The following is a 17,346-nucleotide window of genomic DNA, read 5'->3' on the forward strand; positions in this document are numbered from 1 at the left end:
GAATCATGGCTGACTATTGGAATGACGTATTGCCTGTAGATCCTTATACGGTCAAAAGCCGTTCGCTTCTTCAGGATGTCGACAGACAGGTTTTGACACATCTGTACCAGCCGCTGATCGGTTCATTTGCATTTTCCCTGTATATGACCTTATGGGGGGAGCTTGAGCAGAACCGTTTGTGGGGAGCTGAATCCACGCACAGACAGCTGATGGGCATGATGCAGGCAAATTTAAAAAAGATTCATCATGAACAGGGGAAGCTTGAAGGAATCGGGCTGCTGAAAGTGTATATCCGGGAGTCCGAGCAAAAGGAACGGATGTTTATTTATGAGCTGCTGCCCCCGCTCAGACCGAATGATTTTTTTGAAGACGGCATGCTGAATGTCTTTCTTTATAACAGAGTCGGTAAAACGAAATACCAGCAGCTGAGACAATTTTACACGCATCCTTCCGTCGGCGCGGATGCAAGGGAAATTACGCGTCCGTTTAATCACGCCTTTGCCTCTTTTCAGCCGAGCGAATGGAAAATGACGCCGGATATGGAAGAAGCGATGAAGCTCCCCGAGGACTATGAGACGGCGTCTGTCGGACAAGCGCCTTCCTATACGGTGACGGAGGAAGTGTTTGATTTTGAGCTTTTCATGGCGGGACTGTCAGAAACGATGATACCGCGCAAATCAATCACGCAGGACGTGCGGGAGAGCATTAAAAAGCTTTCATATTTATACGGAATAGATCCTATCTCCATGCAGCACGTCGTCATGACCGCAATTAATGAACAGGATACGATAACGGCCGAAGCACTGAGAAAAGCCGCCAGCGACTGGTATCAAATTGAAAGAAGCGGGAAGCTTCCGGAACTGATTGATAAAACACAGCCTGTCCGTCTGCGGGAAAACAAGACGGAAAAGGACGATTCATTGAATGCCGAACTCATTGCACAGCTTGAGACCATATCACCGAGAAAGCTTCTTCAGGACATTGCGGACGGGACCGAGCCGTCCAAAGCAGACCTGCAGATCATCGCCGATATTATGTTCGAACAGAAGCTTGAGCCCGGTGTCACCAATGTGCTGATTTATTATGTCATGCTGAAAACGGATATGAAGCTGTCCAAAAACTATATTCAAAAAATCGCCGCTCACTGGGCCAGAAAGAAAGTAAAGACGGTCCGGGAAGCAATGAAGCTCGCAATAGAAGAGCACAGGCAATATCTTGATTGGGCGGACGGCAAAACAAACGGCGCGGCGCGCGGCAAAAAAACCGTCCGGGAAGAAAAGCGCCCTGATTGGATGAAAGAAGAAGAAACCGGGAAGAAGTCTGAACAGCCGGCTCTTTCCGCGGAGGATCTTGAAGAACAGAAGAAAAAAATGATGGAAGAAATGAAAAAACTGAAAAAATACTCTGCCTACTGAGACAGAGAAGCGGGGTGATTCTGAATGGAACCGATCAGCCGATCCTTAGAAGGCGTGACGAAGAGACCTGACTTTCAAAAACGCCTGGAACGAATGCAGCAGCAAGTCATGGCCGACAAAGACGTCCAGGCTTTTTTGAAGGAACAGAAAGATGTAATTAATCAAAGCATGATTGACAGAGGGTTAAATAAACTGTACGAATACGTTCAGCAAAGCAAGCGGTGCGCCTTCTGTTCAAAAGACAACGAGACGAACAGCCTGCTTGAAGGCTATCATCCGAAGCTTGTGATCAACGGACGTTCTATTGATATTGAATATTACGAATGTCCGGAAAAGAGAAAGCTTGACCGCCAGAAAAGACAAAAGTCCCTGATGAAGAGCATGTATATCCAGCGGGATCTTCTCGGCGCGACGTTTCAGCAGATCGACATTACAGATCCGAGCAGACTCGGCATCTTCCAGCATGTGACGGATTTTCTGAAGAGCTATAATGAAACGGGCAAAGGCAAAGGGCTGTACCTGTACGGAAAATTCGGAATCGGAAAGACATTTATTCTAGCCGCCATTGCTAATGAGCTGGCGGAAAAAGAGTATTCATCAATGATCGTATATGTTCCCGAATTTGTCAGAGAGCTGAAAAACTCTCTCCAGGATCAGTCGCTGGAGGAGAAACTGAATATGGTCAAAACGACGCCCGTCCTGATGCTTGATGACATCGGAGCGGAGTCAATGACAAGCTGGGTCAGGGATGAGGTCATCGGCACCGTGCTTCAGCACAGAATGAGCCAGCAGCTTCCCACGTTTTTCTCGTCTAATTTTTCACCTGACGAGCTGAAGCATCATTTTACGTATTCACAGCGGGGAGAAAAGGAAGAGGTAAAAGCGGCAAGATTGATGGAGCGGATTTTATATTTGGCTTCGCCTGTCCGTCTTGACGGGGAAAACCGCCGCCGTCCATAATGCCGGCGTCCAAAGGGAAGGATTTGAGGGAATGAGGAATAAGAAGGCTGTCACATGGGCTGCGGCTGCGGCGGGAGCGGGCCTTTTGCTTTGGACAAACCGCAAATATCTGAATCTGTCGCCTAAGGAGATCCGTCTTTGGGTGTTATCGTTCGGTGTCTTTGCGCCGCTTGTGTTTATCGGAATTTCCATCGTCAGGCCTTTTGTGCTGTTTCCCGTATCAATCGTTTCCGTCGCCGGAGGATTGGCGTTCGGACCGTTTTTCGGCACCGTGTATACGCTGGCGGGCTCAATGGGCGCTGCGGCCGCGTCTTTTTTTGCGGCCGGGCTGTTTGCCTTTAAAGAAAAAAGCCGTCACGGAAAAATGGAAGCCATTCAAAAGCAGATGAAAACCAATGGCTTCTTTTATATTTTTATTCTTCGCATTCTGCCTGTAAATTTTGATGTGATCAGCTATGCCGCGGGTCTTTCGAAAGTCAGGCCGATGACGTATTTTTTGGCGACTGCAGCAGGCATCATCCCGGGGACGATCGTCCTGAATGTGCTTGGCGCGAGCTTTATGTCCGGAAATGTGCTGAACGTGCTCGGAGTCATCTGTCTTTACATCGTGTTTTTATCGCTTCCCCTCATCTTTAAGAAGAAGGTCCGCCATTTGTTCGGCGGTGAAAGCTAACCTTTACGTCTATTTTAAAAACATCCCCCATATACTTGTAACAGATGCCGTAAGGGGGGACAAATATGCTTGAAGTGATCTTTGAAGATGACCACGATACCGCCGCTTTTTTACATCTCATTCAGCAATCGGACGACCGGAGACATTTTATTGTCCGTGAAGGCATAAAAAAAGTCGGAATCGCAAGGTCTGAATCGGCTTTTTGCGTTCAGCGCTTTATTGAGCCGATTCTGGTCAGATTTTTTTTAGAATGTAAAGAAGACGAGCATATGCTTTCGCTTATTGAAGACGAATACTGCTTCACCGATCAGGATGAACAGCAGCAAATCCTTCAGCTTGCACACAGCATTATGGAAGGAGAGCTTGATGATCATCCGTTTGAGCCGAAGAAAGAGCCGCGCACACAGTTTATTTCAGAAGCGCTCCGGACGATTTCACTTGATGCGGGTGTTTTTTCCGTGCGTTCGTTTCAGACGTTCCGGCTCGGCAGGTATTATGAGCGGCTCAGGGAATACACCGAGGCTGCGATAGATGAATATCGGATGGAACAGGAATATCAAAACTTTATCCAGTCTTTGAGAGATTACGTGACATCCAATCCGCCGCGGATGAAGAAAGTCCATATCGTACATGACCGGGCTTTTACACTGTGGGAGCTGCGCTATGTGTCAGAACGGGAACAGAAAAAATACATAGACAGACGGTTTGTGCGGGAGCACCCGATGTATATAGATTCCCACCTGCTTGCGCCGCTGATCTCCATCGCGCCTGAGACGGTAGAACTGTATACGGACAAACCGGAGCATATGATGTCCAGAACGATCCAAAACGTGTTTCAGGAGCGGGTGCGTCTTTTTCCGTTAGGCGCGTTTGCGGCGGAAAAGACGGAAGGATAGCTGCACAGACGGCCTTGCGGCAGCAGCGGGGCTGTCTGTGCGAAATCAGACGGAAAACCGAGTTGCATTTTTCTCACAGACATTTTATAATACATAACAGATTAATGATTGCTACACGTATTGATAAGGACATGAAGCATTGATACCGGCTTTATAAGAGAGGAGAGCCCAGGCTGAAAGCTTTCCAGCTATGGATCATTGTCTTTACCGCCTTTGAACTTCAGCTGTGAACGCCGGAATAAGCGCCAGTAATAGCTGACGGGAACTCCCGTTACAGAGTTTAGAGCCGCAGGTGCCGATAAAACCGGCCGCGCGGAAAAAAGGGTGGAACCACGATTCCGTTTATTTAACCTCGTCCCTTTCATAGGGGGCGGGGTTTTTGATTTGCATAAAAAAAGGAGTGACGAAGATGTCAGATATGATCAACATCACATTTCCGGACGGAGCGGTAAAGGAATTTCCGAAAGGAACAACAACAGAAGATATCGCGGCATCCATCAGTCCGGGATTAAAGAAAAAGTCTTTAGCCGGAAAACTGAACGGACAGGAAATTGATTTAAGAACGCCGATTCAAGAGGACGGTGCCGTAGAAATTATTACAGAAGGCACAGAAGAAGGCCTGAATATCATGCGTCACAGCACGGCGCATTTATTGGCTCAGGCGATTAAACGCATTTATAAAGATGTGAAATTCGGAGTCGGTCCCGTTATTGAAAACGGGTTCTATTATGACGTTGAAATGGAGCAGGCGCTGACGCCGGATGATCTTCCGAAGATTGAAAAAGAAATGAAACGCATCGTCGGTGAAAATCTGCCGATCATCCGAAAAGAAGTGAGCCGTGAGGAAGCAAAAGCCATGTTTGCGGAAATCGGCGATAATCTGAAGCTTGAACTGCTGGATGCCATCCCAGAAGGAGAAACGGTCTCCATTTATGAGCAGGGTGAATTTTTTGACCTCTGCCGCGGCGTGCACGTGCCGTCTACAGGAAAAATTAAAGAATTTAAGCTGCTCAGCCTTGCAGGCGCATACTGGCGCGGCGACAGCAAAAACCAAATGCTTCAGCGCATTTACGGCACGGCTTTCTTTAAAAAGGATGACCTGAAAGAGCATTTGCGCATGCTTGAAGAAGCGAAAGAACGCGACCACAGAAAACTGGGCAAAGAATTAAAATTGTTCGCCAACTCTCAAAAAGTCGGACAAGGCCTGCCGCTCTGGCTGCCGAAAGGCGCGACCATCCGCCGCGTGATCGAGCGCTACATTGTGGATAAAGAGCTGAGCCTCGGCTATGAACACGTGTATACGCCTGTTCTCGGAAGCAAAGACCTGTACGAAACATCAGGCCACTGGGAACATTATCAGGACGGCATGTTCCCGCCGATGGAAATGGACAATGAAACGCTTGTGCTCCGTCCGATGAACTGTCCTCACCATATGATGATTTACAAACAGGACATTCACAGCTACCGGGAGCTTCCGATCCGCATCGCCGAGCTCGGAACGATGCACCGTTATGAAATGTCAGGAGCGCTTTCAGGTCTTCAGCGCGTACGCGGCATGACGTTAAATGACGCACACATTTTCGTCCGCCCGGATCAGATTAAAGAAGAATTCATCCGCACGGTCCGTTTGATTCAAGACGTATACGAAGACTTCGGCCTGAGTGATTACACATTCCGCCTGTCTTACCGCGATCCTGAAGATACGGAAAAATATTTTGATGATGATGAGATGTGGAATAAAGCGCAATCTATGCTGAAGGCGGCAATGGATGAAATCGGCCATGATTACTATGAAGCGGAAGGCGAAGCGGCATTTTACGGCCCTAAGCTTGACGTGCAGGTGAAAACGGCGATCGGCAAAGAAGAGACATTGTCAACCGTGCAGCTTGACTTCCTTCTTCCGGAACGCTTTGATCTCACTTACGTCGGAGAAGACGGCAAACAGCACCGTCCAGTCGTTATTCACCGCGGCGTCGTGTCAACGATGGAGCGTTTCGTTGCTTTCTTAATCGAAGAGCACAAAGGCGCCCTTCCGACATGGCTTGCGCCTGTACAATTCCAAGTCATTCCTGTATCACCGTCTGTGCATCTTGACTACGCGAAAAAAGTGCAGGAGCGCCTGCAGCGCGAAGGCCTGCGTGTCGAGCTTGACAGCCGGGACGAGAAAATCGGCTATAAAATCCGTGAAGCGCAAATGCAAAAAATCCCGTACATGCTTGTGGTCGGTGACCAAGAAGCTGAAAACGGGGCGGTAAACGTCCGGAAATACGGCGAGCAGAAATCCGAAACCGTTTCATTGGACGATTTTGTGAAAAAGGCTGTAGCCGAAGCGAAAAAATAACCAGACACACAAAACCCCCCATTCTGAATGAATGGGGGGTTTTTTTATTTTTGTTTCTGCTTCTCTATAATCGCAAACAGCTCGTGAAGATCGCTGATCACATAATCAGGCGTAATGTCTGTTTCATTTTTCTTATTCGTCCGGTTTACCCACACCGTCGTGATGCCTGCCCGTTTCGCTCCCAAAATATCAGTGTTGAGATTATCTCCGACCATTATGGCATCTTCTTTTTTCAGCTTCAGGAGGCTGAGGCAATGTTCAAATATGGAGGCATCGGGTTTCCCTTTTCCGAAAGCGCCTGAGATGACGATTTCATTAAAATAAGGCGCAAGCTCAGGAACGCCGGCAAGTTTTTCTTTCTGCAGGCTGGGATCGCCGTTTGTCAGCAGAAGCAGTTCATAAACACCTTTCAGCTTATCAAGCACCGCAAATGTTTCATCATACACATACGGGCGCTGTCTGCGTTCCGCCGCGAAAAACTCCGCCAAATATTCGCCGTAAGCCGCATCGTCTATGCCGACACTTTTTAAGCCGTTCGTCCAGGCGTTTCGTCTGTATTCCGGCGCAATCTGATTCAGCTGTTTAAATCCTTCGCTGACCGGCTCGGAAAAATTCGCCCACAACCCTTCAAACGGATTAATGCCGATCATGACCGTATAAGGATAGGTTTCGTATGACATATACAATTCCCGTGCCGCTTTCCGAACCGCTTCTTCAAAAGTGTGCGGGTCAAGGCCATATTTTTTTTCCGCTTGTAAACATGTTTCCCTGAATGTTGTTCTGACGCTCTTTTCATCCCATAACAGTGTATCGTCCAAATCAAAAAATACGGCTTTCATGATCTTCTCCTCTTTGGTATATTCTTAAACTCTCTGCCGCAAGGCTCCCGTTTATTCTACAATAGATACATAGACTGCGAAAGATTTGTTTTCAGATGATTTGAAAAAAACAGGCAGATTTGTGTCATATTCTGTCTCAAGCGTTAAAACGTGATAAAATAAAATTTGAAAGAACAGGTGAAAAAGCATGCTGCATTTGATCATTATGATGCTGGAAAGAGTCGGAATAATCGTCATATTGGGCTTTGTTCTGGCTCATACCAGATTGTTCAGACAGGCGCTCCAGCAGCCTGAGAGCTATAAAGGCAAAGCGGTGCTGATTTCAATTTTCTCGCTGTTCAGTATCATCAGCAACTATACGGGAATAGAAATTCAGCAGAATACAATCATGAATAATGACTGGGTGTTTCAAATTAATCCGTCCGGTTCAATTGCCAACACGCGGATTATGGGTGTTGAAATCGGCGGACTCTTGGGCGGCCCGTATGTAGGGATCGGTGTCGGCATACTGTCCGGCCTGCATCGTTTATCACTAGGCGGCGCGACCGCAGTCAGCTGTGCCGTCTCATCCGTTTTAGCGGGGGTTTTGTCCGGCTGGATCGGGCGGTATTTCAGAAAACGCTATGCAATGCCGACACCGCGAGTGGCCGCGCTGGTCGGACTCGGGATGGAATCATTGCAAATGCTGCTCATTCTGTTAATGGCCAAGCCGTTTTCTGACGCTTGGACGCTAGTGAGCATCATCGGCATCCCGATGATATTGGTAAACGGATCAGGGACTTTTATTTTTCTTTCGATCATTCAATCGATGATCCGGAAGGAAGAACGGGCAAGAGCTCTTGAAACCCACAGGGTGCTGATGATTGCCGACCAGACGCTTCCGTTTTTCCGTCAGGGGCTGAATGAAAGCTCATGCAAAAGCGTCGCTGCCATCATCCACAGGCAAACAGGAACGGACGCGGTATCGCTTACGGATAATGAAAAGATTTTAGCTCACGTCGGCGCGGGGGCCGATCATCATATTCCGTCTGAAAGCCTGATCACCGGATTGTCAAAACGCGTCATTAAAACGGGGCATATTATGAAAGCGACATCAAAGGAAGAAATTGAATGCACGCACGATCCCTGTCCGCTGCATGCGGCGATCGTATTGCCGCTGACGTCAAACGGCAAAACAATCGGGACGCTGAAAATGTACTTTAAAAGCCCGTCAGGTTTAAGCCGGGTTGAAGAAGAACTCGCAGAGGGGCTCGCCATGCTGTTTTCCACCCAGCTTGAACTCGGCGAGGCGGAACTGCAGAGCAAATTGCTGAAAGATGCAGAAATAAAGGCGCTTCAGGCACAGGTCAATCCGCATTTTCTGTTTAATGCAATCAATACGATTTCTGCTCTTTGCCGTACCGATGTGGAAAAAACCCGAAAGCTTCTGCTGCAGCTCAGTGTCTATTTCCGTTCCAACCTGCAGGGCGCCAGGCAGCTGCTCATCCCGCTTTCTAAAGAACTGAACCATCTGCAGGCATATTTGTCATTGGAGCAGGCCCGTTTTCCCGGGAAATATAAAATCAGCCTTGAAATTGAAAACGGTTTGGAGGACATCGAAATTCCTCCTTTTGTGCTGCAGATCCTCGTCGAAAATGCGCTCCGCCATGCATTTTCAAGAAAGCAGGACAGCTGTGCCGTCAATGTCAGCGTGGTATCCGCCGGCCCGTCGGTTTTAATGCGGGTGGGGGACAATGGGCGGGGAATTGATCCGGAATTGCTGTCCGTTCTCGGAAACCGTCCGCTGCCGTCTAAAGAAGGAACGGGAACCGCGCTTTACAATTTAAATCAGCGGCTGATCGGGCTGTTCGGTCCTGAAGCCGCTCTGCGATTGGAAAGTGAACCCCAAAAAGGTACGGACGTATCATTTGAGCTGCCTTTGAAACTGATGACTAAAGGAGAAGAACATGCTGAAGGTGTTAATCGTTGATGATGAAATGCTGGCAAGGGATGAATTAGCTTATTTGCTGAAACGGACGAATGAAGTAGATGATATAAACGAGGCGGAAAATATTGAATCCGCTTTTGACAGCATGATGGATCAAAAACCGGATCTGCTGTTTTTAGATGTTGATTTGTCAGGAGAAAACGGATTTGACATTGCCAAGCGGCTGAAAAACATGAAAAATCCGCCGGCTGTCGTTTTTGCGACGGCGTATGACCAATATGCATTAAAAGCCTTTGAAGTCGATGCGCTCGACTATTTAACAAAGCCTTTTGATGAAGAAAGAGTCCGCCAGACAATCAGAAAGTTTAAAAGAGTGAAGCAGGACAGGGCAGAAGCCGTCTCAGAACAGCCGTCCGCAGCCGGAGCGCATAAGCTTGCGGTATCCGCCGGCGAATCCATTGTCATTTTAGATACGAAGGATATTATTTTTGCGGGCATGGAGGACGGGCACGTTTCCGTCAAAACGTTTGCCGCGTCTTATTCCGTTCATGAAACCTTGGCTGTCATTGAGAAAAAGCTCCCTGAGACGGGCTTCTTGAGAGTGCACCGCGCGTTCATCGTGAATACGGAGCATATTACGGAAATTCATCCGTGGTTTAATTCGACCTACAATCTGATTTTAAAAGACGGCTCTAAAATTCCCGTCAGCCGTACATACGCAAAGGACTTAAAAAAGCTGCTTCATATTATATGAGGCGGCTTTCTGCATTTCAGCAGCCGTTTTTTGCATTTCAGATTGAATATTCTGCCGTTTGTGGTGAAAGCGCTTAATAAATCGGTTTCTCTTTTATAATGGACCTAACTTAGAGAAAGAGGTGAAGAAAATGAGTGCGAAAAAAGTGTACGGATTTCTGACACAAGCATTTATTTTTGCCGGCATTATGCTCATATCTAATGGGATTGCAGCGATTGTCCCCATTCCTATACCCGCTTCCGTAGTAGGTTTGGTGCTATTATTTGTCCTTTTATGCCTGAAAGTGATAAAACTTGAACAAGTAGAAACGCTGGGAACATCATTAACGTCACTGATCGGATTTTTATTTGTCCCGTCGGGCATCTCCGTGATGAATTCACTTGGCGTCATGCAGCAGTACGGCGTGCAGATCGCACTCGTCATCTTACTCGCCACCATCATTCTGTTAGGGGCGACGGGCCTTTTTTCTCAGCTGATTCTGTCAGTCAGCCAAAAACGTCAGAAGGCAGCTCCGACTGATAAACAAACGGTGCGCCGTTCCAATCAAGAAAATGAACTTGTGCAGCATTAGGAGGGAAATCGGATGAGTCCATATTTCGGTATTGTCGTTTCACTTGCGGCCTTTGGCATCGGTACGTATTTATTTAAAAAAACGAAAGGATTTTTCCTCTTCACCCCGCTGTTTGTCGCGATGGTGCTTGGCATCCTTTTTCTGGAGCTCGGCGGTTTTTCATATGAAGATTATAAAAGCGGCGGAGACATTATTAAGTTCTTCCTGGAGCCCGCGACGATTGCTTTTGCCATTCCTTTATACAAACAGCGTGACAAGCTGAAAAAATACTGGTGGCAGATCATGTCATCTATCATTGTCGGCTCTATCTGCTCAGTCACGATTGTCTATCTGATCGCAAAAGGCATTCATCTTGACGCGGCCGTTATGAAAAGCATGCTTCCGCAGGCGGCGACAACGGCAATTGCCCTTCCGCTGTCAAAAGGGATCGGCGGCATCACCGACATCACTGCTTTCGCCGTCATTTTCAACGCCGTCATTGTCTATGCTCTCGGGGCTTTATTCTTAAAACTGTTTAAAGTGAAACATCCGATCTCTAAAGGACTGGCTCTCGGCACATCCGGACACGCACTCGGTGTTGCGGTCGGTATTGAGATGGGAGAAGTAGAAGCGGCAATGGCAAGTATCGCGGTTGTCGTCGTAGGAGTGGTGACGGTGCTGGTCATCCCGGTATTCGTTCAGCTCATTGGTGGATAAACCCGGATCATTTACCCGGGTTTTTTTATTGTCCGGCCCATCCGCGGACGGCAAAGAACGAAATTTCACATTTTTCCTTGCGCTCCCCCCGGTGCCGTGTTAAAATGAAAAAGTTGATCCGGATAAGTCATTCTTGACTAACGGTCCGGTATTGTGTAGAATAGTTATTGAATTGAATATAAATCACAAGCAGAGGCACCCGCTTCTCACCTGATTGACACATTCATGTAGTTGGCAGGTTGACCGTACATTTTTATTTATGCAGATGTTCGTAGTGTGGGTGTGTTGTCATGCCCGCACTTTTTGTTTGCCTGCAGAATGCAGTCAAAACGCGTTGTGAATCAATTCGAAGAAACTATGGAGGTGGCTCATTATTAGCAAAGATCAATTGGTTAATGAGGGTATCCGTGCACGTGAAGTTCGTCTGATCGGACAAAATGGCGATCAGCTCGGCATCAAGTCCCGTCAGGAAGCACTTGAAATCGCCGGCCGCGCAAATCTTGACCTTGTGTTAGTTGCAGCAAATGCAAAACCGCCTGTCTGCCGCATCATGGACTACGGTAAGTTCAGATTCGAGCAGCAGAAAAAGGACAAAGAAGCACGCAAAAATCAAAAAATCATTAACTTAAAAGAAGTTAGATTAAGTCCGACAATCGATGAGCATGACTTTAACACGAAATTGCGCAATGCGATTAAATTCCTTGAAAAAGGCGATAAAGTGAAAGCTTCTATCCGCTTTAAAGGGCGCGCAATCACTCATAAAGAAATCGGCCAGCGCGTATTGGACCGTTTCTCTGAAGCATGTGCGGAAGTTGCGACAGTCGAAACAAAACCAAAAATGGACGGCCGCAGCATGTTCTTAATGCTCGCGCCGAAAAACGAAAAGCAATAAGGAGGAAATCCCATGCCAAAAATGAAAACTCACCGCGGATCTGCTAAACGTTTTAAAAAGACAGGTTCTGGGAAGTTAAAACGTTCTCATGCATATACAAGTCACTTATTCGCCAACAAATCCCAAAAGCAAAAGCGTAAGCTTCGCAAGGGTGCTATTGTAAGCGCAGGAGACTTCAAACGTATCAAACAACAGCTTGCTAACATCAAGTAATCGGACAAGGAACAATTAGGAGGGAAATATAATGCCAAGAGTAAAAGGCGGAACTGTGTCGCGTCAGCGTCGTAAAAAGGTTCTTAAATTAGCAAAAGGTTATTTCGGTTCAAAACATAGATTATACAAAGTAGCAAACCAGCAGGTCATGAAATCTGGAAACTACGCTTTCCGTGACCGTCGTCAGAAAAAACGTGACTTCCGTAAGCTTTGGATCACTCGTATCAACGCAGCTGCTCGTATGAACGGTCTTTCTTACAGCCGTTTAATGCACGGTCTTAAGCTTTCAGGCATCGAAGTAAACCGCAAAATGCTTGCTGATCTTGCTGTAAATGATCTTACTGCTTTCAATCAGCTTGCTGATGCTGCTAAAGCTCAGTTAGACAAGTAAGTTGAAAAAAGCCGCTCTCTTTCCGGGAGCGGTTTTTTTACGTAAAGGGTGACAATTAATGGCTCTCTTCATTTATGCCGTATTGATAAACGGATACGGCTTTTGGATCATGGGCGCTGATAAAAGAAGAGCGAAAGCGCACAGGTGGAGAATATCAGAGAAACGAATATGGCTCACAGCCGCCATGTTCGGCTCACTCGGCGTATGGCTCGGCATGCGCACCTTCAGGCATAAGACAAAGCACAAAGCTTTTTTATACGGGGTGCCGCTGCTTTTTCTCGTTGAAGCCGCCCTTGTGCTGATCTATTTGAATGATAAATAAAAAGCAGGAGGGCTCAGCGCCCGCCTGCTTTTTTCGCTTTTTTAATGGGCTGGTCCCAATCAATCTTGCAATTCGGGTACCGCTCCAATACCTTTTTCTCAACTTCTTCGAAATCATCTGCAGAAAAGCTGCTTAGCTTTTCCGGAGTCTCAGTCCATACAAATATCGTATGAATAAACAGCGGATGGTCTTTGGAAGGGATATGCTTCTCTCCTTCAAAGAGCACTCCTTTATAAGTAAGCTGGAGATTTTTTCGCGTGTTTTTCTGTTCATCAATAAAATAAAAATTTTCTTTTGATTGTGCCAGTCTGAGCCTTCTCTTCGGGTTTGCGTAGAATTTGACCGCCATGTAAATAAAATAAATAAGAAGTGCAAGCAAGACAATCCTGAATACTGTAATGGCCATCTGTGTGAAGGCACCTCCTCACCTTTGTCATGATCTGATGTAATACGAAAAACAAAACAAAAGGTTTCATTTTTTTAAAAGAAATAGATAAAAACATTTACCCGTTTTTCAGGCGAATTAATCGTATGCTTCTGCATCGGTTCTGTATAATAAGAAGGGTAGTGAAAAAAAGGAGGTTTATTGATGACAAAATTAGATGAAACGCTTACCATGCTGAAAGCGTTAACGGACGCAAAAGGGATACCGGGAAATGAGAGAGAAGTAAGACAAGTGATGAAATCATACATAGAACCATTTGCCGATGAGGTCACAACCGACCGGCTGGGAAGCTTAATCGCCAAAAAAACCGGTGAAGAAAACGGTCCGAAAATCATGATCTCAGGCCATTTAGACGAAGTCGGTTTTATGGTGACGCAAATCACTGATAAAGGCTTTCTCCGCTTCCAAACGGTCGGCGGCTGGTGGTCTCAGGTGATGCTGGCCCAGCGCGTCACCGTCGTGACAAAAAAAGGAGACATCACGGGAATCATCGGTTCGAAGCCGCCGCATATTTTACCGCCTGACGCCAGAAAAAAAGCCGCCGATATCAAAGAGATGTTCATCGATATCGGGGCGTCCAGCCGTGAAGAAGCAATGGAATGGGGCGTTCTTCCGGGTGACCAGGTTGTGCCGTATTTTGAATTTACAGTGATGAACAATGAAAAACATTTATTGGCGAAAGCATGGGACAATCGTATCGGCTGTGCGATTGCCATCGATGTATTAAAAAATCTGAAAAACAGTGATCATCCGAATGAAGTATACGGAGTGGGAACGGTTCAGGAAGAAGTCGGGCTGCGCGGGGCTAAAACAGCGGCGCATACCATCCAGCCTGATATCGCGTTCGGTGTGGATGTCGGAATTGCCGGAGATACACCGGGAATCTCTGAAAAAGAAGCGCAAAGTAAAATCGGCGAAGGGCCGCAAATTATTCTGTATGACGCATCTATGGTCTCTCACAAAGGGCTGCGCGACCTTGTCGTAAACACGGCGGAAGAAGCGGGAATTCCGTATCAATTCGATTCCATTGCCGGAGGGGGCACGGATTCAGGTTCCATTCATTTAACCGCAAACGGAGTGCCGGCGCTGTCCATTACGATCGCAACACGCTACATTCACACTCATGCCGCTATTTTGCATCGGGATGATTATGAGAATACGGTAAAATTGATCACAGAAGTAATTAAAAAATTAGACCGGGAAACGGTTGACCGTATTACATATCAATAAAGATACGGAAGAATCTGCTTTTTTAAAGCAGATTCTTTTTTTTGTCTGTACAAATATAATCACAATGGCTACAATAAGAAAAGACATAGAAAAATCTTACAGAACATTTTTGTAAGCGCTTTTAAAAAGGGAGGGGTTATGAAATGAAAAACAGATTCAAACTCATGATCCGCTTTTCGTGTGCAGCCGTCACAGCCGGGCTGCTGCTGCTGTCTTCGTCCCCGGTATCTGCCGCGTTTTGGGGTGCGTCGAATGAATTGCTGCACGATCCGACAATGGCGAAAGAAGGAAACACGTGGTACGCGTTCGGAACCGGTTTGGAAGGTGAGCGGGGGCTTCGCGTCTTAAAGGCGGGCAGCGGCGGCGTGTGGACCGTTCAGAAATCAATTTTTACTTCCCCGCTGTCTTGGTGGGGCAATTACGTGCCGAATTACGGGCTGAATCAATGGGCCCCCGATGTTCAATTTTATAACGGAAAGTATTGGCTGTACTATGCCGTTTCTTCATTCGGCAAAAATACTTCCGCGATCGGTCTCGCTTCATCAGCAAACCTCAGTTCAGGAAACTGGAAGGACGAAGGGCTCGTCATCCGTTCGACAAGCGCCGATCATTACAATGCAATTGATCCGGAGCTGACAATTGATAAAGACGGAAATCCGTGGCTTGCCTTCGGTTCTTTTTGGAGCGGCATCAAGCTGACAAAGCTCGATAAAAACACAATGAAACCAACCGGATCTCTTTATTCCATCGCCTCAAGACCGAATAACGGCGGAGCTTTGGAAGCGCCTGCCATCACCTATCAGAACGGCTACTATTACTTAATGGTGTCATTTGATAAATGCTGTTCAGGGGTGAATAGTACGTACAAAATTGCTTATGGAAGATCCAAAAGCATCACCGGTCCATATCTTGATAAAAGCGGGAAAAGCATGTCAGAAGGCGGAGGGACGATTCTTGATTCCGGCAATGACCGCTGGAAAGGCCCGGGCGGCCAAGACATTGTGAACGGAAATATTTTAGTGCGCCATGCGTATGATGCCGAAAACAGCGGAATCCCGAAGATGCTCATCAATGATATCGATTGGAGTTCAGGGTGGCCATCCTATTAATTGAGCAGCCGGGCATGTGTGTCCGGCTTTTTACTTGCAATAAAAGATTGACAGTTTGATTCCTCCTTAACTATAATAAAATTGTTCGTACAAATAAAAGGTTAAAAGTTTAATATTTTAATTTATACGTATATTTTTAAATGCAAGCGCTTTATTTTGACAGGAAGGGGAAATGAATGTGCTTCAGAACAAAGAATATGAATTTTGGTTTGTGACGGGAAGCCAGCACTTATACGGAGAGGAAACGCTACAGCTTGTCGATCAACACGCAAAAGGGATATGTGACGGTCTCGGCGGAGTGTCATCAAGATACAAGATCAGGCATAAAGCGGTTGTTACGTCATCTGAAACAATCAGAGAGGTTTTGCGGGAAGCGCAGTATCAAGAAAACTGCGCCGGGATCATCACGTGGATGCATACATTTTCTCCGGCGAAAATGTGGATTGAAGGTCTTTCCGCCTTTCAAAAGCCGATGCTTCATCTGCATACCCAATATCATCGTGACATTCCGTGGGAAACGATTGATATGGATTTTATGAACAGCAACCAATCCGCCCACGGAGACCGGGAATACGGATATATCCAGTCAAGAATGGGGCAGACGAGAAAAGTCATTGCAGGTTATTGGGATGACGAAGAAGTTAAACGTGACATTTCACAATGGATGAATACTGCTGCCGCTTGGAATGAAAGCAGGCATATTAAAGTTGCCCGGTTCGGCGACAACATGCGGAATGTAGCCGTGACTGACGGAGACAAAGTCGGCGCCCACATTCAATTCGGCTGGCAGGTTGACGGATACGGAATCGGCGATCTTACCGAGGTGATGAACAATGTCACCGATGCAGAAATTGAAGCGCTTTATGAAGAATACGACAAATTGTATGTCATCAGCGACGAAACGAAACAGGATGAAGCAAAAGTTTCTTCCATTAAAGAACAGGCGAAAATTGAGCTCGGGTTAACGGCTTTTCTCGAAAGGGGCGGATATACAGCGTTTTCGACCTCCTTTGAAGTGCTGCACGGAATGAAGCAGCTTCCGGGGCTTGCCGTTCAGCGTCTCATGGAAAAAGGGTACGGATTTGCCGGCGAAGGCGATTGGAAAACGGCTGCCTTGGTGCGAATGATGAAAATAATGGCGGACGGAAAACAAACCTCCTTCATGGAAGATTACACGTACCATTTTGAGCCGGGGCGTGCGATGATTCTCGGATCACATATGCTTGAAGTATGCCCGACGATTGCCCATGATCGACCGAAAATCGAAGTCCATCCTCTCTCAATCGGGGGAAAGGAAGACCCCGCCCGATTGGTGTTTAACGGAATCGGCGGTTCAGCCATCATCGCAAGTATCATTGACATCGGAGGGCGGTTCCGTCTCATTCTGAATGAAGCGGAAGGCAGGGAAATTGAACATGACATGCCGAATCTGCCTGTGGCGCGGGTGCTGTGGAAGCCTGAGCCATCGCTGAAAACGGCTGCGGAAGCATGGATTTTGGCGGGAGGCGCCCATCATACCTGTATGTCCTTTGGGCTTACGGCTGAACAGATGCTTGACTGGGCTGAAATGGCAGGCATTGAAAGCATCTTTATTTCCCGAAATACCGAAATACGCGAGCTGAAAAAAGAGCTGAAGTGGAATGACGTATTATACCGGCTGGGAGGGAATTGA

Annotated in this window: 18 protein-coding genes and 1 other annotated feature; of the genes, 16 read left to right on the forward strand and 2 right to left on the reverse strand. The window is 46.9% G+C overall.

Features of this window, described 5'->3' with window-relative positions:
- Window positions 1-5: 5 nt before the first annotated feature.
- The 5 genes from dnaB (at window position 6) to thrS (ending at window position 6,285) form a co-directional block, all read left to right on the forward strand.
- On the forward strand, window positions 6-1,415 hold the full coding sequence (dnaB, locus tag ACXN9U_RS01460) for a replicative helicase loading/DNA remodeling protein DnaB (protein ID WP_464862262.1): 1,410 nt from the start codon (window positions 6-8) through the stop codon (window positions 1,413-1,415).
- A 24-nt stretch (window positions 1,416-1,439) separates the two neighbouring features.
- Window positions 1,440-2,375: a primosomal protein DnaI gene (gene dnaI, locus ACXN9U_RS01465; RefSeq protein ID WP_270353822.1), complete on the forward strand. Its 936-nt coding sequence runs from the start codon at window positions 1,440-1,442 to the stop codon at window positions 2,373-2,375.
- Between the two features lie 31 nt (window positions 2,376-2,406).
- A complete protein-coding gene (locus ACXN9U_RS01470; protein ID WP_489202113.1) occupies window positions 2,407-3,048 on the forward strand; it encodes a TVP38/TMEM64 family protein in 642 nt (213 codons plus the stop codon).
- Window positions 3,049-3,113: 65 nt separating this feature from the next.
- Window positions 3,114-3,944 carry a putative sporulation protein YtxC gene (gene ytxC / locus ACXN9U_RS01475; RefSeq protein WP_016938621.1) on the forward strand — a complete coding sequence of 277 codons (831 nt, stop codon included), beginning with the start codon at window positions 3,114-3,116 and terminating at the stop codon, window positions 3,942-3,944.
- A gap of 409 nt (window positions 3,945-4,353) precedes the next feature.
- Window positions 4,354-6,285: a threonine--tRNA ligase gene (gene thrS / locus ACXN9U_RS01480; RefSeq protein WP_029575353.1), complete on the forward strand. Its 1,932-nt coding sequence runs from the start codon at window positions 4,354-4,356 to the stop codon at window positions 6,283-6,285.
- Between the two features lie 44 nt (window positions 6,286-6,329).
- Here thrS and ACXN9U_RS01485 read toward each other — a convergent pair whose 3' ends face one another.
- On the reverse strand, window positions 6,330-7,124 hold the full coding sequence (locus ACXN9U_RS01485; RefSeq protein WP_060964584.1) for an HAD family hydrolase: 795 nt from the start codon (window positions 7,122-7,124) through the stop codon (window positions 6,330-6,332).
- Window positions 7,125-7,311: 187 nt separating this feature from the next.
- Here ACXN9U_RS01485 and ACXN9U_RS01490 point away from each other — a divergent pair, with 187 nt between their 5' ends.
- From ACXN9U_RS01490 to ACXN9U_RS01525, 8 genes are all read left to right on the forward strand, one after another.
- Entirely contained in the window at window positions 7,312-9,093 is a 1,782-nt protein-coding gene (locus ACXN9U_RS01490; protein WP_099744761.1) for a sensor histidine kinase, read from the forward strand.
- The gene (locus tag ACXN9U_RS01495) at window positions 9,071-9,805 is read left to right on the forward strand and encodes a LytR/AlgR family response regulator transcription factor (RefSeq protein ID WP_060964586.1); all 735 of its coding nucleotides are present in this window, start codon (window positions 9,071-9,073) and stop codon (window positions 9,803-9,805) included. The genes ACXN9U_RS01490 and ACXN9U_RS01495 overlap by 23 nt, the downstream gene beginning before the upstream one ends.
- A gap of 130 nt (window positions 9,806-9,935) precedes the next feature.
- Entirely contained in the window at window positions 9,936-10,376 is a 441-nt protein-coding gene (lrgA, locus tag ACXN9U_RS01500; protein ID WP_060964587.1) for an antiholin-like murein hydrolase modulator LrgA, read from the forward strand.
- Between the two features lie 12 nt (window positions 10,377-10,388).
- Window positions 10,389-11,072: an antiholin-like protein LrgB gene (gene lrgB, locus ACXN9U_RS01505; RefSeq protein ID WP_060964588.1), complete on the forward strand. Its 684-nt coding sequence runs from the start codon at window positions 10,389-10,391 to the stop codon at window positions 11,070-11,072.
- Window positions 11,073-11,253: 181 nt separating this feature from the next.
- Window positions 11,254-11,384, forward strand: a sequence feature (ribosomal protein L20 leader region).
- A gap of 58 nt (window positions 11,385-11,442) precedes the next feature.
- Window positions 11,443-11,964 carry a translation initiation factor IF-3 gene (gene infC / locus ACXN9U_RS01510; protein WP_071543361.1) on the forward strand — a complete coding sequence of 174 codons (522 nt, stop codon included), beginning with the start codon at window positions 11,443-11,445 and terminating at the stop codon, window positions 11,962-11,964.
- A 12-nt stretch (window positions 11,965-11,976) separates the two neighbouring features.
- Entirely contained in the window at window positions 11,977-12,177 is a 201-nt protein-coding gene (gene rpmI, locus ACXN9U_RS01515; protein ID WP_003152493.1) for a 50S ribosomal protein L35, read from the forward strand.
- A 31-nt stretch (window positions 12,178-12,208) separates the two neighbouring features.
- Complete coding sequence (gene rplT / locus ACXN9U_RS01520; protein WP_007613019.1) at window positions 12,209-12,568, forward strand: 50S ribosomal protein L20; 360 nt, start codon at window positions 12,209-12,211, stop codon at window positions 12,566-12,568.
- Between the two features lie 58 nt (window positions 12,569-12,626).
- A complete protein-coding gene (locus ACXN9U_RS01525) occupies window positions 12,627-12,890 on the forward strand; it encodes a DUF1294 domain-containing protein (protein WP_489202114.1) in 264 nt (87 codons plus the stop codon).
- A 13-nt stretch (window positions 12,891-12,903) separates the two neighbouring features.
- Here ACXN9U_RS01525 and ACXN9U_RS01530 read toward each other — a convergent pair whose 3' ends face one another.
- Window positions 12,904-13,296, reverse strand: coding sequence for a hypothetical protein (locus tag ACXN9U_RS01530; RefSeq protein ID WP_016938630.1), 393 nt, complete (start codon window positions 13,294-13,296; stop codon window positions 12,904-12,906).
- Window positions 13,297-13,479: 183 nt separating this feature from the next.
- Between ACXN9U_RS01530 and ACXN9U_RS01535 the strand changes: the two genes are divergently transcribed.
- The 3 genes from ACXN9U_RS01535 to araA all read left to right on the forward strand — a co-directional run bounded on the left by ACXN9U_RS01535 (window position 13,480) and on the right by araA (window position 17,346).
- Complete coding sequence (locus tag ACXN9U_RS01535) at window positions 13,480-14,565, forward strand: M42 family metallopeptidase (protein WP_016938631.1); 1,086 nt, start codon at window positions 13,480-13,482, stop codon at window positions 14,563-14,565.
- 143 nt (window positions 14,566-14,708) lie between these two features.
- Window positions 14,709-15,674: an arabinan endo-1,5-alpha-L-arabinosidase AbnA gene (gene abnA / locus ACXN9U_RS01540; RefSeq protein WP_060964590.1), complete on the forward strand. Its 966-nt coding sequence runs from the start codon at window positions 14,709-14,711 to the stop codon at window positions 15,672-15,674.
- Window positions 15,675-15,852: 178 nt separating this feature from the next.
- Window positions 15,853-17,346: an L-arabinose isomerase gene (araA, locus tag ACXN9U_RS01545; protein WP_060965125.1), complete on the forward strand. Its 1,494-nt coding sequence runs from the start codon at window positions 15,853-15,855 to the stop codon at window positions 17,344-17,346.

The sequence above is a fragment of the Bacillus sp. BACIII genome (assembly GCF_057836745.1).